Below are 23,737 nucleotides of genomic sequence, written 5' to 3' on the forward strand. Positions count from 1 at the left end.
CCGTGGTATCCAGCGAGGATGATGACGCCAGCTCAATGCCGCGCCGCGCGCGCACTTCTAGATTGGTCCCAGCAGCAGCTCGCCGACGCTGCGCGCGTTGGGGTGGTCACTGTTCGGCAATTTGAAGGCGGCATGTCTGAGCCGAGAAATGCCACGCTGACGGTCGTTCGCTCGGCTCTGGAGGCCGCCGGTGTCATCTTCGTTGCCGAGAACGGAGAGGGGCCGGGGGTGCGGCTCAAGAAGGTCCGGGATGAAGGCACACCGCCCGGCAAGCTGAACGCGTCAAACGACGACTGAGGGAGAGAGCCATGAATACCCCCGGCAAAACCAAGGATGGCCGTGACGGCGCAGAGGCAGACCTAATCGACATGCTTCGCCGGAATGATGCGCAGAATTTCCGGCTGTCCGTCTCGTGCAGGAGCGGCAAGTGGGTTGTCGAAGTGATCGATTTGGATAACCCCGCGCCTGAGATGACCCTTAGCGGCGAGGGGCCAACCTTCGCGGATGCGTGGCACACCCAGGCCCCAAGGTGGGCGGAGCAATGAGCAACTTCAGGAGCTTTTCCGACGACGAGCTATTCAAGATGCCGGGGGAGCTGCCTGGATCTGAGGCGTCTTATTGGCGCGACATAGAAATCCGACGCCGGCAGTTTGTAAGAGACACGGCGGTTGCAGACGCCCAGATCGAGGCGGCAAGAGCCCAGATAGAGGCAACTCAATCGGCCAAAGACACTGCGTGGTGGACTAAGGTCTCTGCAATCTGCGTAGCTGTCACCGTGGCGATTATGGCTGCCTCATTGTTCGTGCAAATGTACCTCGCTAGGCCGGCTTAGCTTGCAGCCAGCCAGCAAACGACAATTTGTCATTTGCTGACCACGAGCGCCCCACTCCAGCGCATCTTTCTCGCTGCGCTCAGAGCCCCATTATTGCGCTGTTTCGCACATCTCCGGCAAGAGCGGATGCGAGCGCGCGCCTTGGCCTTGACGCATCTCATCACTCCTCCGAATGTGAAACTGGTTGAGCGGATGAACGACACCATGGCGCAAAGAGGTTGGTGGCACGATTTATGGAAATGGCGCGATGAGCAGGTGCGCCTCGCTGTTCTAACAGAGCATATAGACGAACTTGATTATGAATATACTACCGCGCTGAAATCCATCGACAAAAATTCTGAGGAATACGAATGGAAGATGCATGAATATAGAACGAATATAGTTGATCTTGAGTCTGAAGTTGAGGACATTCGCTCGATCCAAATAATCAGAAAATGCATAAAATATAATATTCCATATCCGAGGAATATTCAGACCGATGAAGACGACAGTAGCTGGACGCAAACTGCGCTTGGAATTTGGGTATTGACGCCGGAGGCCCGGCTTTCACTCAGGCGCGAAATTGCGATCGAAAGAGATAACATCGCCAAGCCCTGGCTTAGCTGGCTTGCCTTAGCCATCGCGATAGTCAGTCTCTTTGTAAGCGCCCTAAAACGATAGCGGCGCCGATTCCTCATATTTTTTGTGATACACGCCATTCGAAGGGGGTACCATGACGGTCTACCCTTCCAATGCGCCTCAGCTCCGGGGCGTCGCCTTCGGACCGTCTTGCGCGCCGTGTTGGCGCGCAACCGAGACAGCATCGTGCCTCTCAGAGCGGGGAGAGTGCGCCGGGGTACGAATATCGGGGAGAAGCAGTGTTCCCCCATTGTTCCCGGTACATCTTCCAGTAGAATCTCGGCATCGCTTATTCCATAGACGAGGTGCGCGGATGTCTGGAGACGTGAGGGAAAACCGCCTTCGCCGGGTAGCCGACAGGCAAGGACTGCGGCTGCTGAAGTCTCGCCGCCGCGACCCCCGTGCCGTGGACTTCGGCGGCTACATGCTGGTGGATGCCATCACGAACGGCGCCGTCCTCGGTTCGGGCTCGTTTTCCTTTCAGGCGGATATCGAGGAAGTGGAAGCGTACCTCACCGGAGAGCGTGAGGAGGCCACCCATGGGGCGGGCTGATTTCGCGCTAATCGCAACACACGCGCCGGCCGTCGCCAAGGTCGGCCAAGACCTCCCCCGAGCTGCTGCGGCTTTTCAAGGTTGCCGCGCATCCAGGGCTTTACGCAAGCGACATTGAAGCGGCGGCGCAGGCAATAGCTGCCGCCGCCTAACAAGCTGCGCAAGGATAGGCCGGCCAGCCGACAAGTCGGGACGCACCCCCGATTTCCTTGCGCTTCCTTAGGTGTAGGTTCGGTGCGGGCCATGACAGATAGTAATGATGATTGGTCATATTCGGCCAAGGTTTCTGCGCATATTCAATTCGCGGTGCCGCAAGACGCCCTGGATAAGGTGCTAGAGTATTTTCGATATAAAGCCAGCGTAGATGCTTGCGACAACCGGCTGAATGAAGTTTTCAACGTTTTGCGCCTGGGAGAACTCGCGAAGCGAGATAGGGCCCGTTACTCAATGGCCCTGGCTGAAATTGCAAAATACATGAGAGAAGTTGGCTTCAGGCCGGGAAATGTTTCTGAATTCGTAGAACTCGCGCTCGCGCTGGGAGAGCTGGACGACGGAGTTGTCCGGCACTTTCTTAAGCCTAATAAGAAGACGGGGCGGCCGCCTGATGCAGGCGACATATGGGTGGCACGGGCATATGTGGCGATGACAGTTGATGTCTTGATCACCGCCGGCTCAACGCGTGCGGAAGCCTGTAGGCGCATCGCGGAGAATTTCAACTTCCTGGCAGCCGCCCTCTCCCCTTCATCCAAGGGAGAATTCGCAGCAGCGATTTCCAATTGGTATGTGGGCTTCCGGGATGACGAAGTTACTGATGACCGCGCCCAGTCGATGTTTAATTCCCGCCAGGAATTGCTCGATCTTGGCATGACGGGCGATAGCCTGATGAGCAGCGCCGTGCAATTGGCAGCGCATTCACTTTCAAGCGACACGCTCAAAACTGAAAGACAAAAGCTTAAGCGAATAAAAACCCCCCATATTAAAAATAGCACCCACAACAAGTGAACCTGTCCTCAGCTATTTTTAATACCCTATAATATTATTCGACTGAGCATCTTATCTTCTTCTCACTGACACCAGGGATACCCCGAAGTGTCGCAAAGTATGTGAGGAGCAGATGAGCGATTTTCGTTCTTCCAGCGTCGCCGACTTCAGCAAGCGCCATGGCTGGAGCGAGGTGACGACTTATCGCCTGATCAAGTCGGGTACGTTGCGCGCCTGCAAGGTCGGGCGCCGTACAATCATCACCTCTGACGACGAGCGCGCGTTTCTGGCGGCGCTTCCCACTCTCAATCAGGCGACCTCTGCCGCCGCCTAGAAACACAAACACCCGACGCTGTGGCGGCGCCGGGTGCTGATTTCGTGTGCCTGAAACCTCTCACACCCCTGCGAGAAATTTCATGTCTCATATAACCCACGCCCTCAATCCGGGCAAGAACGTCAGGGAGGCAAGTGGCCTCCCTCTGTTCGATTGGCGCCCTGCGCCAGCCGCTTCCTTCAACCCGCTGCACGTCGCCGCCCGCCGCCTCGCGGCGCGCTGCCGTGTGCCCTTTCATGTCGCCCTTGCCCACGCCGAAGCGGCCGGCCTCGGGCTTATCAAGGAGACGCACTGATGCGTGGCGCTCAGTCTCTTCTCATCCGCGCCCAGGTCGGGGGCGAAGGCGGCACGGTGATCATGGTGGCCGGGCGCGCAGCCTGGGCGCTGGATCAGCTCAACAAGGCGGGAGACCTGGGGCTGACCCCGGTTTCCAACCCTGCACCGAGGTGGAGCCATTACGTATGGCTCCTGCGCGCTGAAGGCGTCGTCATCGAGACTGTTGACGAGCCGCATTCCGGCTCCTTCGCCGGCACTCACGCGAGGTACATCCTTCGCTCTATGGTCGTGGTGCTGGAACGATCCGGGGCCACCGCTGCGCCGCCGGCCCCGCTCCCGGCGGGCGCGCCCCTCGAATACGGGAGGAGCGCGTGAGCAACGTCCTCCGCTTCCGCAAGGCGCCGCATGTCGAACTCGACGGCGGCATCATCATCAGCGACGCCGACCCGTCCAAGGTCGGCCAGCACTGGTACTTCCTCGATTATGTCGACGAGGAAGGCGGCCATCTCGGCGTGTGGGATGGCCCGTCCTACGGGGAAGCTCGCGAAGCTCTCGCCCTTTGGCGCCAAGATGGCGTCCGCGCGGTGGATCTGATCGGGGAGACGCTGTCATGACCAGCACCACCAGCACCATCCGCGAACAGGTCATGGCCCAGATCATCGACGTGATGAAGGCCGCTCAGGATCAGGGGCGCGACAAGTTCAGGGCGGCCGAGGTCGCCTTCCCGGGCACGCCCAACGGGGTGCTCTGTGAAGCACTGGCTACCCTGGGCCTTCAAGAAGATGAGGAGTGGTGGCGGCAGGTTGAGCGCACCATTGACGGCGAAATCATCCGGCAGGCTCTCCTCTCCGTAGGCGATGGAGGCAACGCCGATGGATGATGCCGCCATTACATCGACCATGGAGGGCGCCCTTCTCGGGGCGCTGCTCCTCGGGCCTGAGTTGCTGCCCCACGTCAGCGGCACGCTTCTGCCGGTTCATTTGTCCGACCAAGCCCACCAGGCGATTTACACCGCCATGCTGGATAGGTTCGGCAAGGGCCTGCCCTGCGATGCTCGAACCCTCGCGGGGGATCTGCACACCGCCTGGAACGCGCCCTTCGTGGGTGAGACGACATTCGGCCACTTCGTCGCCGGCCTCATGCGGGAGGCGGCCCCCGCGATGATGTTGAAGGGCTATGCCCAAGACCTTCGCGATAGCTGGGCGCTGCGGGCGGCGCACGAAGCGGTGGAACGCAGCAAGACGGCCAACGGAATGCCGGCGGACCGTCTGGCAACCCTGCAAAGCGAGTTGGACGAGGTACGCGCCTCGCTGGTCGATATCGGCGGTACGCGGGAGGTTGCCGGCGATACCGGCGAGGCGCTGTTGCAACGCCTGAACGACCGGCTGTCCGGTCAGGGCGCCCCGCTGGGCGCCACGACGGGTTGGACCACCCTGGACGATGTAATGGCCGGTTACCTCGCCGGTCAGCTTATCATCGTCGCGGGGCGGCCCGGCATGGGGAAGACGACGCTCGCCACCAGCTCGGCATGGCAGTGTGCGGCAGCAGGGCATGGGGTGCAGTTTTTCAGCCTAGAAATGGGACGGGAGGATCTGGGCGCCCGGCTGCTGGCGGACATCACCTTCAATCGTCAGAACGCGATCCACTATTCATCGATCAAGGCCGCCCACATCTCGGATGACCAGATGCGGCGCTTGATCGAGGCGAAGGAGTACCTGGCGCGCCTGCCCCTGGAACTGGACTACGCCGCGCGCCTCTCGGTGGGCGAAATCGGCGTGCGGATCGCGGCTGCCAAGAAGCGGATGGCGAAGCGGGGCTCAGAGCTGCGCGTGGCCTTCGTGGATTATCTGAAGATGGTTCGGGCCACCGACCGCTACAAAGGCAACCGGACCTATGAGGTTGCCGAGATAACCGCCGGCTTGCGCGAAGTGGCGAAGCGCGAGGGTGTGTGCATCGTCCTCATGTGCCAGCTCAACCGCGAAGGTGAGCGGGAGGGCAAGCGCCCGCAGCTTCACCACTTGCGGGAGAGCGGCGATATCGAGGCCGACGCGGACGTGGTGATGTTCGTCTATCGGCAGGCCTACTACGTCGCTCAGTCCCCCGAATACCAGGAGGGCAACCCGGCGACCTTGGCCGAATATCAGGGCGTGAAGAACCAGTTGGAGGTCATCACGGCCAAAAACCGGAACGGGCCGACCCTCACGAAGGATCTGTTCTGCGACATAGCAGCGAGCGCCATCCGGCCCGATGGCCCCGGCTACGGGGAGCACCGCCAATGAGCCGCTTTCCCCCAATGCGCGTCTGCACCACCAGCTTCCTGGTGGATACGGCTCACCTCTCCGCTGAACAAGCCGGCGTGTATGCGCTGCTCTTGATAGCGGCTTGGCAAAAGCCCGGCGGCCGCCTTCCCAACAATGACGCGAAGCTCGCCAAGTGGGCGCGCGTGAGCCCGAGAGCTTGGGCGAAAATGAAGCCCGTCGTCTTGGAATTCTGGACTGCGTCCGAGGGCTTCTGGCTTCCCAGCAGTGCTTCCCGAGGGGGCCAGCCATGAGAACGAGACCCTGGTACAAGCGCTATCCTTCGGATTTCCTGCATGGCACCGCTGGGCTCTCCCTTGAGGTGAAGGGCGCCTACTCGGTCGTGCTGGATCTGATCTATGACCGGCGCGGCCCGATCCCCGACGATGCTCGGTGGATTGCGGGCCACTGTGGGTGCTCCACGCGCCAGTGGAATAAGATCCGCGCAGTGCTCTTGGAGGCCGGCAAGCTGTGCAAAGCGGATGGATATTTGACCAACCAGCGCGCAGTTGAAGAGCTACAAATCGCAGAAGAAGCGGCAAAAAAACTGGCCGAAAGTGGCGCGAAAGGCGGAACTAAGTCGGCCGAAACTCGGAGAAAAATCGCCGAAAATGAAGGCGACATCAACAAAATCAATGAGATAGATGAAGCCCCGCTACAAGCGGCGCTCAAGCATACGCGCGCGGTCCAGAAATTAGATATTAGATTACCCCCTATATCCCCCGATGGGGGACTTCCGAGCCATGAGGATTTCTTCGCCTTCAAGGGGGCCTATCCGAAACGGGAGGGCGCCCAAGATTGGACGAAAGCCCGAGAGCGTTTCGCCCGGATCGTGAAAGCCGGCACCGACCCGCAAATTCTGATCGGTGCGGCCCGCGCCTACAAGGCCGAGACGGACAGGACCAACAACACCGGCACCCGGTTCGTGAAGCAGGCCGCGACCTTCCTCACCAGCGTGTGGCGGGACTATGCCGGGACGCCTGAGGCCACGGCGAAGACCTCTCGCCCAACTGGCTGGCCTAGCAACCTTCCGCCCATGGAGAACGTCAAGAACGCTTGGGCGACCGGCCATTGGCCCGGCAACTGGGGATCGGAACCCGGCAACCCGGATTGCCGCGTGCCCCCCGCCATCCTCGCCCAATGGGCAGCGGAGCGCGTCGAGACCGGGGGCGCCGCATGATTGGACGCCTTCAGGATTCAAAATCAGCGGCGCCAGCGGCCGAGGCGTCGCTTCCGTCGAGCTTGGTGCCAATTTCCGAAAACGCCCGTCCAGCGACTCCGCAGGCCAATTCAGATGCCGTCGCATTCGGCGAGCTTCTGACCGCTCCCGAGGCGGCGGCTCACATGCGCGTGCACGAGGACACCCTTGCCCGGTGGCGTCGCACGACGCGGGAGGCTGGCCGGCAGGTTGGCCCGCCTTTCGTCGTGCTGGGGCGGACGGTTCGATATCCACGGCAGAGCTTGCTGGTCTACATCGCGGAAGGATCTGCATCATGACTGACGAACTGAAGGGCAACAGCAAGGCCGCGCGCCGACGCGAGCGCCGGAGACGAGCCGCCCACCGCAATCACCAAATCGCGGATCTGGTGGCGACCGTGTGGCGCGAGGAGGCCGCCGCCAGCCGCGCGGAGCTTGAGGCCTTGCGGGTACAGAGCGCTCAGCAAACCGCCGACATCGAGTGGCTGATGATCGATCGGTGGAACATGCTCCATGCACCGGCGGGATGTATCTCGGCCCGCGATGAAGTCGCCCGCCTGTCGCTGATGCGTTGCGAGGCAGAGCCGCAAAACGAGAAAGCCGAGACGACGAGATTTCTGGGGCTGAACGTCTCCGAGTGGCTGGGAATGCCGAATGACATGCTGGCCCTCTTCGGCCTCCTCGGCACCGTCACTCGCTGGCGCCAGCAGCTAGCCGCAGCGCCGGAAACCATGCCCAGGCGAACCGATCACCGGTCAATTCACTGATCACGTTTCCGTGAAATGCAGTCTGGTGCAGTCTCATGCAGTCGCATGCAGTCTGGTGCAGTTTCGCGAAAACTCGCGATTTCCCAACGGCTTCGATAGAATCTCCCTAATCAGCAAGGGAAGATTTCGATGCTGTTTCCTGAACCCGTGGGATTTAGCGCCCCGACCGGATTTTCCGAAGCCGTCCGCGCGCTGGCCCGCCGCAATCACATGAGCCGGTCAGAATATCTCCGCCGGTCCGTCTTCGAGAAGATGGAGCGCGAAGGCTTCCGGCTTGCGGTCGTCCCGTCCTCGCACCAGTCCGGGGAGAACTCCTGATGCCCTCTTTCCCCGTCGTCCATGCCAATCAGGGCCTTGGGCAGATGCCCCAGGCGAACGCCGATTGGCAGAAAGCTGTCTCCGGCCTGTTTGATGCCTACACCGAAGGTCAGCAATACGGCCAGGTACGCAAGATCCAGGAGGGTCGTCTGGCTCTCTTGGGCCAGGGCGGGCCGATGGCTCCCGGAGGCAGGCCCGACTATCCCGCTTCGTTCTCCACGTTGCTCGGTCTTGGGGACGTGCAGGGCGCCAGGGCGGTTTCGGACTTCGCCCAGAACGAGGAAAATGCAGCGTGGCGCCGGCAGGAAGCATCGCGCGCCCAGGCGAATTCCGACAGAACTTATGACCTCGCTGCCGGCCGGGCCGGCGGAGTGGGCGGGACGAAATACAGCGTGCAGCCGGTCTACGGCCAGGATGCGGACGGAAACCCCGTCATGCTGCAGCCTGGCACCGATGGCACCGTGAAGCAGTCGCAAATGCCGCCGGGTGTTGTGCTGTCGGGGAAGCCCATCCTGGTTGATGCCGGCACCCACACCATCGTGCTCGATCCCATCACGCGGCAGCCGGTCAATGTCATCCCGAAGAACGTGGCAGGCGTTGCAGCAGCCAAGGCGGAGGGTACCGCGCAGGGTACGGCGGCGGCTTCCCTCCCTGATACCATCGCGGCCGCAGGCAACACCCTGTCGGCGATCAACGCGATCAAGACCGACCCCGCCATGTATTGGGGGACGGGCGCCACCAGCTTCATGGGCACTGTGCCCGGCACTCCCGAATACGATTTCGCCCAGCGGGTTGACCAGCTGAAGGGCCAGACCTTCCTCCAGGCCTACAACATGCTGCGAGGTGGTGGCGCCATCACCGACATTGAAGGCGAGAAGGCAACGGCCGCACTCGGCCGCCTGAACCGCGCCCAGTCCCCAAAGGCCTTCAACGAGGCGCTCGATGAACTTGCCGGGGTGGTGACAGCCGGGTTGGAGCGGGCCAAGACCAAGGCGAAGGGCCAGCCCCAGGCCAAGCAAGACCCGTACTCAACCGGGGCGAACGCCGGCACCTATGTCCCGCCAGTAGCAGGTCCCAACGGCTCGAAAAGCCCGAGCCAGTTTGCCGCCCCACCCACTGGCGCGCCGTATCCCTCTCTTGAAACCGGCGCAGCTGGGCGGGCTCCGCAACAGGGCAGCCAGGGCGCCGCTCCCCCGAGGCAGGCGCCGGACGGCAATTGGTACGTTCCGGACCCGAACCGCCCCGGCAAATTTCTGAAGGTGACGAACTGATGCCCACTTTCGAGCCCGTCGACCACGATCCGTTCGCCCAGCCCGCAGCAGCTCAGCGCGCGGCGCGGTTTGAGCCAGTCGATTATGACCCGTTCACGCAGCAGTCAGGTGGTACGGGTGCCGCTGGCCTCTTGGAGCCGGGCAATATCGACCTCGGGCGCCGGCCGGTGGTCAACAACCCGGATGACTCCTTCAGCACCGTGCGCTCGATCGGCGTCAACATCGACGGCCGGGAATACCTGATCCCGACCGTGAGCGACAACGGGCGCAACCTGTCTGACAAGGAGGCCGTCGCAACCTTCCGCATGACCGGGAAGCACCTCGGCGCATTCGACAACCCGCAGAACGCCACGGCTTACGCCCAGCGGCTTCATGAAGATCAGAGCCGCCAGTACGGCGCGCAGCAGGATATTCGCGCTCCGGGCGGCATGGACGCGGCCTTTGCCAGCCTCCCCTCGGCGGGCAGCGGTGACGTGTTCGACCGGGCCGACTTGGCAGAGGTTGGGCTTCAGCGATTGCAGCAGGAGCGCGCCAAGCAGGAAGCGGGCGCACCGAAGACCGGCGCCTTCAACAACTTCACGGCCGGCTTGAATGGCGCCATCTACTCGGTTGCGGGCATGCCGGTCGATGCCGCGACCTGGCTGCTGAACAAGGCCGGACAGCAGGCGCGGGCCGTGAGCGGCGCCCCGGTGCAGGAGATCCAGCCCGGCCCCCTCGGTAGCCAGTCCCTTGCCCGCTGGGGGGAAATGCTAGGGATCAACGACCCTGAGAAGGTTGCCCCCGCCAATCCGGGGCAGCAGGTGGCGCGCGCAGCCGGCGCGGGTGTCGGTTATGCGATTGCGCCCGAAGCGGCGCTTGCTGGCCTTGGGCGCCTCGGCGCCGTCTCGGAAGGCGCGGTGAACATCGCGGGCAAGGTGCTAGGCCGATCCACAACCGCCGGGGATCTTGCGGCCAATGCCGTTGTCGGCGGCGCCTCTGGTGCTGGTGGCGAGTTGGTAGCGGAGAGGCTCCCCGAGAAATACCGCCCCCTCGGCGAGATGGTGGGCGGCCTGCTGGCGGGTGGCATGGCTGCGGGCGCCACCGCCATTCCTGCTGCGGTAAGAGCCGGTGCCGGCGCTGCCGGAGATTATCTCGCTCCACTGACGGTGCGGGGACAAGAGCGCACGGCCGCCCAGACCCTCGACCGCCGGGCGACAAACCCCGAGGCGGTGCGTGAGGCCATTGAAACCGCCCCTCGGGAAATTGTCCCAGGCTCTAATCCCACGTCGGCGCAACTCACCGGCGACATGGGGCTATCTGCCGTTGAGCGAGGGGTGAAAACGAAAGCCCCCGACGAATTCAATCAACGCTTCGCCGACCAGAACACCGCGCGCCTGACCGCCTTGGAGGGCATCGAACCCAAGGGAGCGGCATCTGAGAACGTGGTGGCCGCGCTCCGGCAGGGCCTTGCCGACCTGGACGCGAGCACGGCAGCCGCACTCGACACCGCGACCACCAACGCCCGGAGTTCTGCCGGGGCCATCGGTGGTCGGGGTACGCCGGAGGGCTACGGCGCCACCGTCCGTCAGGGGCTCTCGGAGGCGGAGACTGCTGCTAGGGCGAAGGAAGGCGCGCTTTGGAAAGCGGTAGACCCCGATGGGACGCTTGCTTTGCCCGCCAGCGACACGAAGAAGTCCGCCTTGGAAATCGCCCGCTCCCAGCCAAAGTCGGCAAAGCCCATGGAGGGCGAAGAGCGCGCCATCTTCCTCGCGGCGGCAAGATTGCCGGACGTTGCGCCCTTCAGCGAAATGACGGCATTGCGTTCGCGGGTCTCCACGGCAATGCGCCAAGAGTTGCGGGACAACGGGCGGACGCCGGTTTATGCTCGCATGTCTCAGCTTCGGGGCAAAATCGAAGGCGACATTGAAGGCGCCGTGTCCCGGCAGGCTGAGGCACAGGAGCAGGCGGTTGCTCGGGGAGAGATGTCCGAAGAGGACACCATTGCAGCCTTCCTGAGGCGAGACATTCAAGGATGGAATGAACGGCGCGCCGCAGAAGCGAGTTTGGGGCAAAACTCTGGAGCGATTGGTGGCGGAGATGCCCCCTTCGGAGCGGGCGGAGCTTATCCAGTATCTGGAAGGCAAGTACCGGGCGGAGGGAAATTTCCAGATGCTCCGGGAGCTGAAGGCATACAAGGCTCTCGCCTTGAACCCAACTTCGACGCCGAAGCCGTCGATAGACTGAAGGCCGCCAGCGCCGCCACCAAGGAGCGCGCGCAGACCTATGGCAATGGGCCAGTCGGCCAGGTGCTCCGCAAGGAAGGCTCGGAGGGCCCCTATCGCGTACCCTTCGGCACCGTCCCCAGCAAGTTCTTCCACCCCGGCCGGACGGGCTATGAGGATGTTCAGGCCCTTCGCAAGGCTGCATCCCCCGAGGTGGTGCAGGAAGTGCGCGATTATGCGCTGTCCACCCTTCGCAGCACCGCAGAGCGCCCGGACGGCACCCTGGACCCGAAGAAGGTAGAGATTTGGAAGCGCACCCATGCTGATGCGCTCCGGGCCTTCCCCGAGATTGAGGGATTGGTGGCAAACCCCGTCCGCGCCTCCCAGGCCATGGAGGGGGTAGCGATCCAGCGGAAAGCCGCCTTGGATGCCTATCAGACCGGAGTTGTCGCCAAGCTGCTTCAGATTGAAGACCCCGCCGATGTCTCGCGCGCGGTCGGGGCGGTCTTTCACCGCCAGGACGCAACCAAGCAGATGCTGTGGCTGCGCCGCCAATTCAACGGCAACCCGGACGCCGGGGAAGGCCTGAAAAAGGCCATCACCGACTATGTCACCAACCGTTTCGTGTCGAACACCGAGGCGGCCACGTCGGGCCAAGGCGTCTTAAAGTCGGATGCCTTCCAGACCTTCATCCGCGAGAACACCGCCGCGCTCCGCGCTGCCGGCTTCAAGGACAGGGAGCTGAACGTCATGCGGGCCATCGCGGGCGACCTTCAGCGCTCCAACCGCTCGGTGACGGCAGCGAAGCTTCCAGGGCAGTCGAACACCGCACAAGACACCATCGAGGCCGCCGGTGGGACCAAATCTGCCTTGGCTCACCTAGTCGGCATCATCGCTTCCGCCGCCCCCACTGCTGGTGCGAGCGCGGTCGGCTATGGCGTCGCCGGTCCGATAGGCGGAGCAGCGGCCTTCCTCGGGGCCAGCGCCGTCAGCGCCATGCGCAAGGCCGGCCTCGCCAACGTGGACGACATCATCAAGGACGCCATCTTGAACCCCGAACGGATGCGGACCCTGTTCGAGCAGTTCCCCATGAAGCCCACCCGCCGCGACGAGATCCGCATCATGCAGCGTTACCGGAAGGCTCTGCCGGCCGCCCTGGGCTTTGATGACCAGGAGGCGCGATGATGGGTGTGCTTCGCAATTCCCGGCATGAAGCCTTTGCTCGCGAGTTGTCCAAGGGCAGCAGCGCCAGCGAGGCATATCGCAATGCCGGCTATCGCCCGAACCGGGGTGCTGCATCCCGCCTGCAACATGACAGCAGCATTCTGCAGCGTGTCGCGGAAATGCACGCCCTGGACGCCGAGATGGTCAAGGAAGCCACCGAGAGAGCAACGCAGGCGCTCGCCATCGATAGGGAGTGGGTGCTCGGCAAGCTGATGGAGAACGTAGAGCGCTCGATGCAGGCCCGCCCTGTCCGCGACGGCGACGGGAATGCGAGCGGGGAATACCGCTATGACGGCTCTGTTGCGAACCGCGCCCTTGAGCTGCTCGGCAAAGAGCTGGGTATGTTCGTTGACCGCAGCGAGAACGTGAACACCAACTTCACCGTCAGCGACCAGCCCATGTCGGAAGAAGAATGGGCCGCCACACACTGCACCGAGCACTGAGGAGCGGCGAGTATGGGCGTTCTTTCAAACCCGCGATGGGAGGTCGTCGCACAAGAGCTGGTGAAGGGCAGGACCGCGACCTGTGCGATACGGGAAGCGGGCTATTCAGACCCTCGCAATTCGACGCGCATTACCAAGCATCCAAAGGTGGTCGCCAGGGTGAGCGAGTTGTTCGCGGACATGTATGACGAAAAATGACGAAAAATGAGAACAATTGGCAACATCTTGAGCCGCATCGGCGCCGCGCGGCGATGCCCAGCCCCATGGGCCGCAACGCCCTACTTGCTGACTATTGAGTGCCTAAGTAGGTGACAGCGAAGGTGGACGGGAGGGTATAATATTGCTACTTCGTCCGAGCACGCGGGTTAAGCTCTCGACGAGCGTCGGCCTTGGCCTTTCTCTGAATCTCACGAGATTTTGGTTTGGGGCTAGCAGTGAATTTCGTCGACACAGATTTATCTATGGTCTGAGCCTCGGTTGGTCCGCCGCTATGCTGTTCAACGCGGTCGCCTTTTTTGGCCTCTTTCGACGCCACAGCCTCGGCAGTGCGATTTCCAAGCTCGCCGAGTATCTTTTCTAGAAGATGTGTTTGACGTGCTTCGATAGATTGCATCGCTGCGTAGTGGGTGTCGTCACTGTCCTTTAGATATGATGCCGCATCTAAGCTAAGCGATAGAAGCCCAATGGCCCCGCCAAACCCTATCGCTACAGCTGCCTTCCTCAACCAAGCGCCAATGGAAGAGTTTATAGACGTAACGTCTTCAATTAAATTGAATGGTATTTTACTAAATGATGATTTAATTTCTATCTGCAATATATAAATCAGATCATGAGTCAGATCTGGAGCAGATATTATCTTCGCTAATTCATTGCTTAAATCAAAAAAACCTTCAGCTAATTTCGCGGACGGATATCCGCATTGGGGGCACTCTTCGTTGTTATTCCAAAGAGTCCAGTACATACCGCCGAATACATAATTCTTTGATGCAGATACTGTTTGGCAGTTCGGGCACATAAGCGGGAGCGGCGCTCCCTTTGGTCGGCTCCAGCCGGAAGTGCGCACATCTTCGCGTCTAAGCTTAGGGTCGTTTCTAATGCGGGTTCCGCGCACCCGACCCGATGAAGTGCCATCTGTTAGCCAAGGGATTCGAACATTATTGAATGAAAGCCCTTCGACATTGACATCCGAGTTTACAACTTCCACCCCGACGTCAGAATTTGAAATGGACACTCCGCGTATGGTCACGTTCCTGCTGTTGGATATTTTTATGCCAGCCACTGACCCCATCCCTTTCCGCCAGCTTTAGATTTAAGCGGGGTTTCGAGATCAACGCTACCTCATAGCTCGCCGCCTCCCAGCATCCGCGTCACAGCAACTCGCTCGGCCTTGATTTGACCCCTGGCGCAGAGCCGCGCGCCACAAGCCGAAGCGAGCCGTCGCCCCTACGTCTCGCTGGCATTCGCAACCGAACTTAACGGCTCAACATGCACCTGGGGGCCAGACGCGTACAGGACCTCGAAAATCTCTTGGATATGGGCATCTGTTAGATGGATGGAATCGTACCATTCGGTGGCGCTTCCAAATTTCTGAGGGCGGCCAGGAATGACATCTGGCCAAGCAGTTCGAAGTTTTTTACCGTATTCCTGACTATTATGCTTAAGTGAATTTGCCAAATATTGGATATTACACAATTTAATATGAATCGGATGGCCGCATTTAATGCAGAGTTCAGCCAATTTATTATGGTGAGATTTGTGCGCTTCGGTCCATCTGATAGCGCTTCGCTCCCAGAAGTGGTAGATTGCAATTGCATAAGCCTTCCGGAGTGACATTAATGCGGCCTCCGTTTGTTCGATCTCCATCTCGTTGAACTGAGACTGGCACCAAAGAATTTCCCCGCCTTCCTCCTCGCCTATCCATGCTGATGGATCTTCCCGAACAGCGTCCTCATAAGCTTGGGCCGAGTGGCGGGCGACGATTAGAGCGTTCCGGAGTGCGTCGGAGCTGACTTTGTAGCTGGATTGCAGCGTTCTGAGCCCGCTCTGAAAGCTATGAGCATGGGCATTGAAGAAAAGCTTAGCCATGTAGCCGAGCACCGGGTTAAAATCCAAAACAGCAACATCCTTAAGGTGCTTATCGAGCACTTTGAAGGAAAGCGCAGCACCGTCGCGTCAGTGACGACCCTGTTTTGCGCGAGGGCATGGTCATGGTGACCATGCCCTAGCCGCCGCGAACGCATAACGATAGCGGTCAGCGTTTGATACCTCGCGGATATAGCCGTTGACTTGGAAGTACGCACCAGCGCGCCGCCGTGGCTCGCTGGTTTGGATTCGCGTCAGGAAGCGTGAGCGATTGTCTCATGGTAGGCGTCGCGTGCCGCCCCATTGATCCCGGCCGCAAGTGCCACAATCAGTGAGCCCGTTGTGCCCGGACGCGCTTGGGGTCAGACGATATGGACCTCAACCCTAGGAACCAGCAGTTGAGGCAGTTGGCGGTGTAACTCGTGGGCTCGTCTAATCTGCAATACGAGTGAGTACAGCATCAAACGTGACACCGGGAGCGATTGCGGCTGTTCCCTTTGTGGTCAGCACTCCGGGTAGAATTGTGCCGGTTAACTCAATGCTTGCACTGTCGACGCCAAAGACCGAGCCCAACCCAGGCGTCGGCGTGTGCCTTGCTGTCAGAACGGTTGCGCCAAAGCTATCTCCGCTGACCTCGTACGTTCCGGTGTAGTAAAGACCTGCATCGCCGCCCCTAACGCGGCCATCCAGAAGATGCACAACCCCTGATCCGTATCCGAGCGGGGTTTTGAAATGGACCTTGTAGAGACCGTCGATCATGGAGCGTTTCCTCTATACCCATCTGCGCGGGATTCGATACGTGCAGAATGGCAAAGGCACAGCTTGGAGTCGAGAGCTCTTTATCTTCCGCGAGGGTCAGATGATTGAGCGCGGGCTCACCCGCTTGCAGAGGCGATATACCGTCTGCCTATAGGTCCACCTTAGCCATCGCTACAGCCAGGAGCGCCGCCCCCATTGCCGCAAACCACAGCGCTCCTAAGCCGAGATAGGGATAGACGAGCGCCCCCATAATTGCACCGGACACAAGGCCAAGCCAGAGGACGAGGTACGCGACCCACGCAAAACGCGGCCCACCCATTGATGCCGAGGCTATGCGCTGCCCCAGCTTTACAAGCGTTCCGGTCATGTAAGTGAGCCCAATGCTTACCTCCCCATCACGTTCGAAAACTGTGTTCTCGACCCCCATAGCGAAAGCCATCAACGCGACCGATGGTGCGAGTAGTCCAAGTGCATGGCACATCGCGGCAGCGGCCAACAGCGCGGCAACGAATGCGAGAAGCGCAACATGTCGCCTGCGGCGGATGAAGCGCCCAAGCACAGTGCCAACCACGACGCCCATGACGAAGGTGGCGATCAGGCCCGCTGCGATGGCCCAATGAGCGGATTCACGCGCCCCCTCTATGCCCACGCCCAGGCGGGTAGAATTCCCACTCATGAAGGAGACGAAGAACCCGCCGAGCGCGATAAACCCTAAGGCGTCCACATATCCCGCGAGCGCAGAAAGACAGGCTGCCAACGTCCGCGTTTTGATGTCGTATCTAAGCATGCCGCCGCATAAGCACGATGCCACCGCGCGACACAGGCACCCAAATTGCCGCAGGCTTTGTTTCCGCAGACCGGAGAAGAGGCCTATTGTCAGATAAGTTGCCGAGCAACTGAACTGTCTACAGTGATGCTGTCGATATGCCCGACATGCTGCGGGCGATGGCCTCATCGACAGGCCCGAAGGCTAGGTTGTGAACCCATGAATGTTGCCAGCATTTGAAGCTAGTTGCATCGTGTGTTGGGAGATGCGCGATGCGTACGGATACAATTGAGGCGGTTGGGATCGACGAGAGAGGATCACTGTGGGTGAAGCCGGCGACGGCGGCCTTTGCCCATATCTACCGCGAGGCGATGGAGGTTCATTGGGACGCTGAGCGCGGTTGCCTTTATAGTCCAAAGCCGCGCGAATGGTCCTATGTTGACTGGTTCAGGCAGATCATTCGTGCTGTACACTATCAGGGCTTCGAGCTGGCTCTTAAGCAATCTACATTGTGGTCGGGCATCACTCCAGAATTGCAGCAGGCTATAAAGGATAGTGCAAAACTTCCACCCTGCGCCGAAATCTGATTCAGATTTCCCACTATCCTTCAGGATGATCCGGGGTATCGCGCATGATGAACTGCGCGCACTCGCGAACGGAAGGCGAAGAATCCTCCAGGAGCTGTTGCGCGTAGCTAAGCCCTTGCTTTGTACCGCGCAAGTGCTGCACGACGCCCGTAATTGCAACACGGCGCACTATCGCTGACCGATCACTAATGCCGCGTTCGATTATTTTATGGCGGTCCATGGGAGCAGCCAGGTCACGCCGATCATACACGACCTTGCGGACACGGAGGCCCATCGACTTGTCGATCCACTCCCATCCATATCGTGATGGCCACTCCGCAACACCATCGATGAGTATCCTGAGAGCTGTGGCGCGAACAACCGGCTGAACTGCACTGAATGCGATGCGCGACAAATGCAGATCGAGTGCTGGGATTCGAAGCGCGGCCCGTAGCAGGGTTGGAAGGGGGCCTGTTGTGCTCTGGACTATCAAGTCCGCTAAGCATGCAGCAACGTCGGGTCGTGCAAACGCCTCGTCTAGAACTCTGTCTTCGACGCTCCACCTTTCCCAGGCAAGTCGGCGAATGAGAAGCACGGCGGCGCAACGGGCCACTACTTCCGGGTCCGATTTCGGGAAACAGCGCCCTGCGCAGTCCACAGCTGCCTGTCGGACCTCAGGCACCCAATCATTCAGCCGCCACGCAACAACTGCAAAGAAAAATGGAGACGAAATCCCACCCACAAGCGCTCTCAGGGCAGCCTCCCGTAAGTGGCCGTTGCGATGAAACAGAAAAAGATAAGCGAGATTAGCTTCGCGAACCAACTGGTGCCGAGCATTTCGGCGCCCCCTAAGCCAGCTGATAACTCCTATCTTGGGTGCTTGCTGATAGAGACGTGCATAGAAGGCGATTGCTCTGTCAGCCTGCTCAATGTTTTCGAGCGGCAATTCGCCTATAAGCTCCAGCGCACGTGCCAGCTCACTTCCTGGTGCCCTCCCAACTTCCAACCGGGAGCCAATCAACGAAAGAGAGGAACTGAGTTCGGGAGCGACCTTTGGAGGGTTGAGCAATGGGGCTGCCACCCATTTCCCCATCATCCGGATGTAGAGGAAGAGGGCCAGTAAACGAGCGGCGTCAACTAGCCTCCACATCTGGCCCCCTCAGTCGTCGTTTGACGCGTTCAGCTTGCCGGGTGGCGTGCCTTCATCCCGCACCTTCTTGAGCCGCACCCCCGGCCCCTCCCCGTTCTCGGCAACGAAGATGACACCCGCTGCTTCAGGGCGGCGCGGATGGCGTCCGCCATACCCGCCCCCCACGTCACCCCGCGCGAATAGGGACGATGTTATCGGCCGCGCCCGTGCTTGTGACGAAATCCTCCCACGCCTGCATCAGCTTCCGCCGCTTCTCCAGCGCGTCGCCCCGCCTGTATGCGCGTTCGACCTCATCACCCACGATATGGGCAAGGGCGGCTTCGGCGACCTCACGGGGGAAGCTCGTGCATTCGCCCGCCCAATCGCGGAAGGATGAGCGAAACCCATGGACCGTTATGGTAGTGCGCTCCATGCGGTTCTTCATCAATGCCAGCATCGCCATGTTCGAGAACGGCTTGCCCTTCCTGGGGCCAGGGAACAGAAAATCGCCTTCAGTGCGCAGCGGCTTCACTGTCTCGACTATTTCAAGGGCGCGAGACCCCAGGGGCACGCGGTGTTCTTTGCCTGCCTTCATCCGCGAGGCCGGGACCGTCCACACCTTGGCCTTCAGATCCAGCTCCGACCACCTTGCGCCTATCACCTCGCCCGTGCGGCTGGCGCATAAAATGGTGAATTCGAGCATGAGCGCCGCAATAGCTTCCCGCGTGCGCAACTCCGCTACGAAGGCCGGCACCTCGGCATAGGGCAAGGCAGGATGGTGGCCACGCTGGAGCTTTTGGCGGCGGGGGAGCAGATTGTCCAAGTGACCGCGCCAGCGGGCCGGGTTTTCCCCCGAGCGCAGGCCCTTGGCCTTAGCCGCGTCCAACACCCGCTCTATTCGGCCGCGAAGGCGAGAGGCCGTTTCCTGCTTCGACTGCCAGAGAGGTTGCAGCACCTCCAGCACCTGCTCCGTGCTGATTTCGTCAACGGGGCGGTCGCGAAGCTTCGCGGCATAGACCTCCAGTGTATGCTTCCATTGCCAGCGGTGCTTCTCATTGCGGAAGCCGGATTTGATGTCTTCCACGAGTTGATCGGAGAAGGCTCCGAACGTCATCCGCGCGGCGTCCTCGGCGGCAGCGTGCTTGCGCACCTCAATGGGGTTCTTCCCGGTGTCGATGAGACGGCGTGCTGCTGCTGCCTTCTCGCGCGCATCCGCCAGCGATACCGACGTCACGCCTCCGAAGCCCATTTCCTTCAACTTGCCTTGCCACCGGAACAAGAATGCCCAGCGCTTGGCGCCGGTCGCATCAATGACGAGGTAGAGGCCGCCACCGTCCGAGTGCCGTCCCGGCTTCGCAAGAGAGGCGACGGTCCGCGCCGTCAGCTTGTTGACTTGCCTCGCCATCCCGACACCCCAACATTCACCCCAACAAAATACTGCGCTCTACGGACACGTCAAGAAATGTCGGGACAGAGAAGGGGGCAGAAATTAAGCGCTGTCAGCGGATGCGTGGGTGGTCCGGAAATCCCGAGATAGCTAAGTTAGGTGGAGCCTGGCTCCACCACTTCACTCTCTGAAAATGACCAGATGGTGCGGGCGTCCCTGAAATCCCCAGGGTTTGCCGGGTATTTTCCCGCCATTTCCGCTGCGTTTGCATGACAATCTCGCGCGGGTTCGCCTCCTCACAGCCTCTTTCGTCCACACGATTCGCTCTTGCGCCATGGGTGGAATAGGCTGCGCCGTCCCTCGGGGGTGGGCCCAGCATGAATTTCCGCTTCATGCGTTTCGAGCGTGCGACCGAAGGTCGTTTGCGCCGCAAATGGCTTGTGGGCTTTGTGGCGCTGTGCGTGGCGCTGCCTCTTCTGATGTTCGCCGGGGTGGCTTGGTATGACCGGGCCGTGGAAATGCGGGACGCCAGGCAGAAGGCGCTGGCCACCTCCTACATGCTGGCGGAGCACGTTGATTCGGTGTTCCGTGCAATTGATGTGGCGCTGCTCCAGGTGGATTTGGCGATCGCCAACCGTCCACTGGCGGAATTGCGTACGGACGGCGAAGTGCACAAAACACTGCTGGAAGTGCAGCGGCGGCTACCCTCTCTCGAATCGGTTTTCCTTGTGGACGAGGCAGGAAGCCTCGCGGCGAGCAGCCGTGCGTTCCCGATGCCGCCCTATGAGGTGCAGAATCGGGAGTATTTTCTGGCGGGAAAGGCGGGACACGACGGCCTATTCTTCTCTCAGCCGTTCCGAGGCCAGTTCTCCCGCTCGGTTTCTTTCACCGCCAGCCGGCGCGTGATTCGCGATGATGTGTTTCGGGGCGTCGCCGCTGTGACCATCTTCCCGGAATATTTTCATTCGCTCTATCGCGGCGCCTTTCCGCCGGACAGCAACGCCGTTGCAGCCCTGATGCGAAAGGACGGATCGCTGATTTTCCGGTCCCCTAGCCCCCGCAATGCCAGCGAGCGCATGCAAGCGCCACCGGAACTGGTGGCGCGGGCGGCCGCGCAGAGTTCCGGCCTGATATCAGGCGCAGGCGGGCTCGACGGCAAATCTGGCATCACCGCATTCCGCACCCTGCCCAATTCTCCGCTCACCCTGATCTACGCGGTGGGCGAGGCGGAGGCACTGACCCCCTGGTACGGCCGCCTGGCGAGCTACGGCATTGCCGCCGCTGGTGTCAGCGGCATTCTCGCAGCGGCCGGAGCGCTGGTTCTGCGCGGACTATTGCGTTGGCAACCCTCAGGCGCGGACACGGTGCCACGCACGCGCGGCCGGGAGCCGGTCGACGTGATCGCGGGCGAGCCGGCCAGCCGGGTCGAGCGCGGTGCGGACACACTGCTGGGCGTGGTGCTGACGCTGCTGGCGCTTGTGCGCCAGCAATTGCCGCAGGCGGCACCGGCAGGTGAGCGCAACGAATCGTTCAACGTCGACCTGAAGGAGGCGGTCGAGGGCGCGGCGCATGGCGTCTCCACGGTGCAGCGCCTCCTGGCGGGTGTGCGGGCGCGCGGCTCGGAGGCGCGCATCGTCAATGTGAGCACCTCGCTCATTGCCGCCCACAAACTGCTCATGGGATCGATCTGGCCACCCCTCGAACTTCCCGACATGCAAGAGCAGTCCATCGATGTGTTCGTCGACCCCGCCCGATTCGATCTGGCGCTGGTGGATCTGGTGCTCGGCCTCAAGGAGGTTGCACCCGCCGGCGCGCGCCTGACCGTCGAGGCCAGCCGGCGGATGGTGCGCAACGTGGAGGTGGAGGGGCTGACCCCAGGCGACTATGTGGCCATCGCGTTTGCCCTGGATAGTCCCGAGGGCACCGCGCGCGAGGCGAGCGTGAGGGGCGAAACCCGGCTGCGTCTGGTCGCCCGCTTCGCGGCGCAGAGCGACGGGGGTCTTGTGTTCGACGAGGGCGCCGGCGCGCCCGTCCAGGCCACCCTCTGGCTGCCGGCGGCGCTGATCCGGCGCGAGTCCCGGAAGGCTTGAGGCAAGAAAATCTAAGGCGAGAAGGGTTGAGGCAAGACAACCGATGTCGGTGTCCTCGCGGTAGGATGCTGGCGCATCACGCGGAATTCTGCTGAAACCGCTTTAGCGTCCTCTCCGCCGGAGTCCTTCATGCCCAAGCGCGCGATCCCCGTCGCACTTCTCGGCCTGCTGCTGCTGGCGCCCACCGGCGCAGCGGCGGCGAAGGCGGCGCCCGTTTGCGTGCGCAGCTCACACTTCCAGGTGGTCCACGCGGCGCGCGAAAACGCGGTCGGCAGCGATATCCTGGTCCAGCGCCTGACCCCTGGACAATCCCGAGCCTGCAAATTCCAGCGCCGCACCGGCGATTACAGCGTCGGCGGCCCGAACGATGCCAATTACGTCCTCGGCCTCACCGGCGGCGTGCTTGTGCTGGACCAGGGGACCGGCCCCAACCGCACGCTGTCGCTGTTCGATCTCGAGGCGCGCCGGGTCTTGATCGACCGCCGATATGACGACGAGGCGCCGGTCAAGATCGAGCCCGCGCAGGTGGTGTTCTCGGCAATCATCGGGCCGGGCAAGCCCGAGCTTTGTCCCCAATATAAGGAATTGACCGCCAACGGCCTCAGCACCGCTCTGGTGCAGGACATGACCATAGCGCTTCCCTCACGCGAGGTGCGTATGTCCGGCACGGTCAGGTGCATCGGCCAGCAGTGAGCGCGATCAGCGTTCGGTGAAGAAGGTCATCAGCACCTTCCCGCTTTCGCCGGTCAGGCACAGGAAGCGGTGCACCTTGTCGGTCTGGTCGCGCTGTATGTAAGCCTCGCCCATGATGACGGTGTGGATCTTGGTGTCGCCAACCGAGACGTCCGCCTTCGCCACCGTCACGCCATCCATGTCGACGAACAGATCCTCGATCGAGGGAGAGCGTTGCCTCAGGATCGAGAGCGCGCGCTCCTTGCAAGCGAGCACCAGGGCCGTCTCGGCTCCACCTTCCGCTTCCGCCGCCGCTTCAGCTTTGGCCGCGGCCTTCGCTGCGGCCTTAGGTGCCGGGGGCGGAACGGGAAGCGGCGCGGGGTTGGGCACAGCCGGCACCGCCGGAGCCTGGGTAGGAGTCGGGGCCTGGGCCCATGCCCCCGTCGCACCGGTGCAGATCAGGAGTGCGACGAGAGGGGCGGCTCTCATAAGGGCGGCTTGGCGGATCATTTGGGCCTCATTGCCAGGTTCGAGGTAGCAACGCCCGGATTCGCCATTTTGTGCCGCCGCCTGCCGCGCTTTCGCTATTCAGCCGCGTCGTCGTCCGACGGGGCGATCAGCTTGTCGAGGGCCGCCATCAGTTCATCGCCGATCTGCTCCACCGTTTCGCTACTCAGCGCCGGGTTGCACGGCAGGACGAACCGCTGCTCGCCCTCATCGGTGGTGAGATCCAGGATCAGCGCGCTGCCCAGTTCGTCGGGATGGACGAAGTTGACCCGAAGGCCGGTGAGGATCGAGGCGGGAATCTCGGCCATGAGTATCTCCGGTATCTGACGTAAGCCTTTCTCGAGGCTTGGGCTGTGTGCCCTGCGATAACGCGCGTGTCGAGCACGCGTCGTGCATCCTCTTTTCGAGCCTCTGCATTTGCGGGGCGCAAAAATGCCCTTGCGTAAGATGTTCTGTTCCCAGTTGGA

At 61.5% G+C, this 23,737-nt stretch carries 28 protein-coding genes; 20 read left to right on the forward strand and 8 right to left on the reverse strand.

Translation table 11 applies throughout. The features are described 5' to 3' along the window. Positions 1 to 21 precede the first annotated feature (21 nt). The 17 genes from ADADO0_RS09400 to ADADO0_RS09480 all read left to right on the forward strand — a co-directional run bounded on the left by ADADO0_RS09400 (position 22) and on the right by ADADO0_RS09480 (position 13,312). The gene (locus ADADO0_RS09400) at positions 22 to 297 is read left to right on the forward strand and encodes a helix-turn-helix domain-containing protein (RefSeq protein ID WP_511304870.1); all 276 of its coding nucleotides are present in this window, start codon (positions 22 to 24) and stop codon (positions 295 to 297) included. A gap of 11 nt (positions 298 to 308) precedes the next feature. Continuing rightward, on the forward strand, positions 309 to 545 hold the full coding sequence (locus ADADO0_RS09405; RefSeq protein ID WP_511304871.1) for a hypothetical protein: 237 nt from the start codon (positions 309 to 311) through the stop codon (positions 543 to 545). Positions 546 to 1,024: 479 nt separating this feature from the next. Then, positions 1,025 to 1,492: a hypothetical protein gene (locus ADADO0_RS09410; RefSeq protein ID WP_511304872.1), complete on the forward strand. Its 468-nt coding sequence runs from the start codon at positions 1,025 to 1,027 to the stop codon at positions 1,490 to 1,492. Between the two features lie 271 nt (positions 1,493 to 1,763). Next, the gene (locus ADADO0_RS09415) at positions 1,764 to 2,003 is read left to right on the forward strand and encodes a hypothetical protein (RefSeq protein ID WP_511304873.1); all 240 of its coding nucleotides are present in this window, start codon (positions 1,764 to 1,766) and stop codon (positions 2,001 to 2,003) included. A 243-nt stretch (positions 2,004 to 2,246) separates the two neighbouring features. Then, entirely contained in the window at positions 2,247 to 3,005 is a 759-nt protein-coding gene (locus ADADO0_RS09420; protein WP_511304874.1) for a hypothetical protein, read from the forward strand. 112 nt (positions 3,006 to 3,117) lie between these two features. After that, positions 3,118 to 3,318, forward strand: a complete 201-nt coding sequence (locus ADADO0_RS09425; protein ID WP_511304875.1) for a helix-turn-helix domain-containing protein — start codon at positions 3,118 to 3,120, stop codon at positions 3,316 to 3,318. An 82-nt stretch (positions 3,319 to 3,400) separates the two neighbouring features. Beyond that, complete coding sequence (locus tag ADADO0_RS09430) at positions 3,401 to 3,613, forward strand: hypothetical protein (protein WP_511304876.1); 213 nt, start codon at positions 3,401 to 3,403, stop codon at positions 3,611 to 3,613. Then, positions 3,613 to 3,969, forward strand: a complete 357-nt coding sequence (locus tag ADADO0_RS09435) for a winged helix domain-containing protein (RefSeq protein ID WP_511304877.1) — start codon at positions 3,613 to 3,615, stop codon at positions 3,967 to 3,969. The genes ADADO0_RS09430 and ADADO0_RS09435 overlap by 1 nt, the downstream gene beginning before the upstream one ends. Beyond that, positions 3,966 to 4,208, forward strand: a complete 243-nt coding sequence (locus tag ADADO0_RS09440; protein WP_511304878.1) for a hypothetical protein — start codon at positions 3,966 to 3,968, stop codon at positions 4,206 to 4,208. Before ADADO0_RS09435 ends, ADADO0_RS09440 begins: the two co-directional genes overlap by 4 nt. Continuing rightward, positions 4,205 to 4,474, forward strand: coding sequence for a hypothetical protein (locus ADADO0_RS09445; RefSeq protein WP_511304879.1), 270 nt, complete (start codon positions 4,205 to 4,207; stop codon positions 4,472 to 4,474). The genes ADADO0_RS09440 and ADADO0_RS09445 overlap by 4 nt, the downstream gene beginning before the upstream one ends. Then, complete coding sequence (locus tag ADADO0_RS09450) at positions 4,467 to 5,873, forward strand: replicative DNA helicase (protein WP_511304880.1); 1,407 nt, start codon at positions 4,467 to 4,469, stop codon at positions 5,871 to 5,873. The genes ADADO0_RS09445 and ADADO0_RS09450 overlap by 8 nt, the downstream gene beginning before the upstream one ends. Next, positions 5,870 to 6,145 (forward strand): DUF1376 domain-containing protein, encoded by a 276-nt coding sequence (locus tag ADADO0_RS09455; RefSeq protein ID WP_511304881.1) that lies wholly within the window; start codon positions 5,870 to 5,872, stop codon positions 6,143 to 6,145. The genes ADADO0_RS09450 and ADADO0_RS09455 overlap by 4 nt, the downstream gene beginning before the upstream one ends. Beyond that, positions 6,142 to 7,071 carry a YdaU family protein gene (locus ADADO0_RS09460; protein ID WP_511304882.1) on the forward strand — a complete coding sequence of 310 codons (930 nt, stop codon included), beginning with the start codon at positions 6,142 to 6,144 and terminating at the stop codon, positions 7,069 to 7,071. Before ADADO0_RS09455 ends, ADADO0_RS09460 begins: the two co-directional genes overlap by 4 nt. A gap of 313 nt (positions 7,072 to 7,384) precedes the next feature. Then, positions 7,385 to 7,855 carry a hypothetical protein gene (locus ADADO0_RS09465; RefSeq protein ID WP_511304883.1) on the forward strand — a complete coding sequence of 157 codons (471 nt, stop codon included), beginning with the start codon at positions 7,385 to 7,387 and terminating at the stop codon, positions 7,853 to 7,855. A 317-nt stretch (positions 7,856 to 8,172) separates the two neighbouring features. Next, the gene (locus ADADO0_RS09470; protein WP_511304884.1) at positions 8,173 to 9,444 is read left to right on the forward strand and encodes a hypothetical protein; all 1,272 of its coding nucleotides are present in this window, start codon (positions 8,173 to 8,175) and stop codon (positions 9,442 to 9,444) included. Next, entirely contained in the window at positions 9,444 to 12,830 is a 3,387-nt protein-coding gene (locus ADADO0_RS09475; protein WP_511304885.1) for a hypothetical protein, read from the forward strand. Before ADADO0_RS09470 ends, ADADO0_RS09475 begins: the two co-directional genes overlap by 1 nt. Next, on the forward strand, positions 12,830 to 13,312 hold the full coding sequence (locus tag ADADO0_RS09480; protein ID WP_511304886.1) for a terminase small subunit: 483 nt from the start codon (positions 12,830 to 12,832) through the stop codon (positions 13,310 to 13,312). Before ADADO0_RS09475 ends, ADADO0_RS09480 begins: the two co-directional genes overlap by 1 nt. A 343-nt stretch (positions 13,313 to 13,655) precedes the next feature. On the opposite strand, the gene ADADO0_RS09485 is transcribed toward ADADO0_RS09480, so the two are convergent. The 4 genes from ADADO0_RS09485 to ADADO0_RS09500 all read right to left on the reverse strand — a co-directional run bounded on the left by ADADO0_RS09485 (position 13,656) and on the right by ADADO0_RS09500 (position 16,940). Beyond that, on the reverse strand, positions 13,656 to 14,591 hold the full coding sequence (locus ADADO0_RS09485) for a hypothetical protein (RefSeq protein ID WP_511304887.1): 936 nt from the start codon (positions 14,589 to 14,591) through the stop codon (positions 13,656 to 13,658). A gap of 164 nt (positions 14,592 to 14,755) precedes the next feature. Continuing rightward, entirely contained in the window at positions 14,756 to 15,457 is a 702-nt protein-coding gene (locus ADADO0_RS09490) for a hypothetical protein (RefSeq protein ID WP_511304888.1), read from the reverse strand. A 369-nt stretch (positions 15,458 to 15,826) separates the two neighbouring features. Continuing rightward, on the reverse strand, positions 15,827 to 16,153 hold the full coding sequence (locus tag ADADO0_RS09495; protein ID WP_511304889.1) for a GrlR family regulatory protein: 327 nt from the start codon (positions 16,151 to 16,153) through the stop codon (positions 15,827 to 15,829). Positions 16,154 to 16,301: 148 nt separating this feature from the next. Continuing rightward, positions 16,302 to 16,940 carry a YoaK family protein gene (locus ADADO0_RS09500; RefSeq protein ID WP_511304890.1) on the reverse strand — a complete coding sequence of 213 codons (639 nt, stop codon included), beginning with the start codon at positions 16,938 to 16,940 and terminating at the stop codon, positions 16,302 to 16,304. Positions 16,941 to 17,191: 251 nt separating this feature from the next. Between ADADO0_RS09500 and ADADO0_RS09505 the strand changes: the two genes are divergently transcribed. Beyond that, the gene (locus tag ADADO0_RS09505) at positions 17,192 to 17,506 is read left to right on the forward strand and encodes a hypothetical protein (RefSeq protein ID WP_511304891.1); all 315 of its coding nucleotides are present in this window, start codon (positions 17,192 to 17,194) and stop codon (positions 17,504 to 17,506) included. A gap of 13 nt (positions 17,507 to 17,519) precedes the next feature. On the opposite strand, the gene ADADO0_RS09510 is transcribed toward ADADO0_RS09505, so the two are convergent. After that, positions 17,520 to 18,635, reverse strand: a complete 1,116-nt coding sequence (locus ADADO0_RS09510; RefSeq protein ID WP_511304892.1) for a hypothetical protein — start codon at positions 18,633 to 18,635, stop codon at positions 17,520 to 17,522. Positions 18,636 to 18,801: 166 nt separating this feature from the next. After that, positions 18,802 to 20,019: a tyrosine-type recombinase/integrase gene (locus ADADO0_RS09515; protein ID WP_511304893.1), complete on the reverse strand. Its 1,218-nt coding sequence runs from the start codon at positions 20,017 to 20,019 to the stop codon at positions 18,802 to 18,804. 359 nt (positions 20,020 to 20,378) lie between these two features. On the opposite strand from ADADO0_RS09515, the gene ADADO0_RS09520 reads away from it, so the two are divergent. Beyond that, on the forward strand, positions 20,379 to 22,091 hold the full coding sequence (locus ADADO0_RS09520; RefSeq protein ID WP_511304894.1) for a hypothetical protein: 1,713 nt from the start codon (positions 20,379 to 20,381) through the stop codon (positions 22,089 to 22,091). A gap of 129 nt (positions 22,092 to 22,220) precedes the next feature. Next, positions 22,221 to 22,784, forward strand: coding sequence for a hypothetical protein (locus ADADO0_RS09525; protein ID WP_511304895.1), 564 nt, complete (start codon positions 22,221 to 22,223; stop codon positions 22,782 to 22,784). A 6-nt stretch (positions 22,785 to 22,790) separates the two neighbouring features. On the opposite strand, the gene ADADO0_RS09530 is transcribed toward ADADO0_RS09525, so the two are convergent. After that, the gene (locus tag ADADO0_RS09530; protein WP_511304896.1) at positions 22,791 to 23,273 is read right to left on the reverse strand and encodes a hypothetical protein; all 483 of its coding nucleotides are present in this window, start codon (positions 23,271 to 23,273) and stop codon (positions 22,791 to 22,793) included. A gap of 74 nt (positions 23,274 to 23,347) precedes the next feature. Beyond that, a complete protein-coding gene (locus tag ADADO0_RS09535; protein ID WP_511304897.1) occupies positions 23,348 to 23,578 on the reverse strand; it encodes a hypothetical protein in 231 nt (76 codons plus the stop codon). Positions 23,579 to 23,737 lie beyond the last annotated feature (159 nt).

The sequence above is a fragment of the Aquabacter sp. genome (genome assembly GCF_965279295.1).
Taxonomy (GTDB): Bacteria; Pseudomonadota; Alphaproteobacteria; order Rhizobiales; family Xanthobacteraceae; genus Aquabacter.

Coding starts and splice junctions, on each gene's coding strand:
- ADADO0_RS09400 (WP_511304870.1), top strand. CDS start 22: ATGACGCCAGCTCAATGCCGCGCCGCGCGCGCACTTCTAGATTGGTCC.
- ADADO0_RS09405 (WP_511304871.1), top strand. CDS start 309: ATGAATACCCCCGGCAAAACCAAGGATGGCCGTGACGGCGCAGAGGCA.
- ADADO0_RS09410 (WP_511304872.1), top strand. CDS start 1,025: ATGAACGACACCATGGCGCAAAGAGGTTGGTGGCACGATTTATGGAAA.
- ADADO0_RS09415 (WP_511304873.1), top strand. CDS start 1,764: ATGTCTGGAGACGTGAGGGAAAACCGCCTTCGCCGGGTAGCCGACAGG.
- ADADO0_RS09420 (WP_511304874.1), top strand. CDS start 2,247: ATGACAGATAGTAATGATGATTGGTCATATTCGGCCAAGGTTTCTGCG.
- ADADO0_RS09425 (WP_511304875.1), top strand. CDS start 3,118: ATGAGCGATTTTCGTTCTTCCAGCGTCGCCGACTTCAGCAAGCGCCAT.
- ADADO0_RS09430 (WP_511304876.1), top strand. CDS start 3,401: ATGTCTCATATAACCCACGCCCTCAATCCGGGCAAGAACGTCAGGGAG.
- ADADO0_RS09435 (WP_511304877.1), top strand. CDS start 3,613: ATGCGTGGCGCTCAGTCTCTTCTCATCCGCGCCCAGGTCGGGGGCGAA.
- ADADO0_RS09445 (WP_511304879.1), top strand. CDS start 4,205: ATGACCAGCACCACCAGCACCATCCGCGAACAGGTCATGGCCCAGATC.
- ADADO0_RS09450 (WP_511304880.1), top strand. CDS start 4,467: ATGGATGATGCCGCCATTACATCGACCATGGAGGGCGCCCTTCTCGGG.
- ADADO0_RS09455 (WP_511304881.1), top strand. CDS start 5,870: ATGAGCCGCTTTCCCCCAATGCGCGTCTGCACCACCAGCTTCCTGGTG.
- ADADO0_RS09460 (WP_511304882.1), top strand. CDS start 6,142: ATGAGAACGAGACCCTGGTACAAGCGCTATCCTTCGGATTTCCTGCAT.
- ADADO0_RS09465 (WP_511304883.1), top strand. CDS start 7,385: ATGACTGACGAACTGAAGGGCAACAGCAAGGCCGCGCGCCGACGCGAG.
- ADADO0_RS09470 (WP_511304884.1), top strand. CDS start 8,173: ATGCCCTCTTTCCCCGTCGTCCATGCCAATCAGGGCCTTGGGCAGATG.
- ADADO0_RS09475 (WP_511304885.1), top strand. CDS start 9,444: ATGCCCACTTTCGAGCCCGTCGACCACGATCCGTTCGCCCAGCCCGCA.
- ADADO0_RS09480 (WP_511304886.1), top strand. CDS start 12,830: ATGGGTGTGCTTCGCAATTCCCGGCATGAAGCCTTTGCTCGCGAGTTG.
- ADADO0_RS09495 (WP_511304889.1), bottom strand. CDS start 16,153: ATGATCGACGGTCTCTACAAGGTCCATTTCAAAACCCCGCTCGGATAC.
- ADADO0_RS09500 (WP_511304890.1), bottom strand. CDS start 16,940: ATGCTTAGATACGACATCAAAACGCGGACGTTGGCAGCCTGTCTTTCT.
- ADADO0_RS09505 (WP_511304891.1), top strand. CDS start 17,192: ATGCGTACGGATACAATTGAGGCGGTTGGGATCGACGAGAGAGGATCA.
- ADADO0_RS09510 (WP_511304892.1), bottom strand. CDS start 18,635: ATGTGGAGGCTAGTTGACGCCGCTCGTTTACTGGCCCTCTTCCTCTAC.
- ADADO0_RS09515 (WP_511304893.1), bottom strand. CDS start 20,019: ATGGCGAGGCAAGTCAACAAGCTGACGGCGCGGACCGTCGCCTCTCTT.
- ADADO0_RS09520 (WP_511304894.1), top strand. CDS start 20,379: ATGAATTTCCGCTTCATGCGTTTCGAGCGTGCGACCGAAGGTCGTTTG.
- ADADO0_RS09525 (WP_511304895.1), top strand. CDS start 22,221: ATGCCCAAGCGCGCGATCCCCGTCGCACTTCTCGGCCTGCTGCTGCTG.
- ADADO0_RS09530 (WP_511304896.1), bottom strand. CDS start 23,273: ATGATCCGCCAAGCCGCCCTTATGAGAGCCGCCCCTCTCGTCGCACTC.
- ADADO0_RS09535 (WP_511304897.1), bottom strand. CDS start 23,578: ATGGCCGAGATTCCCGCCTCGATCCTCACCGGCCTTCGGGTCAACTTC.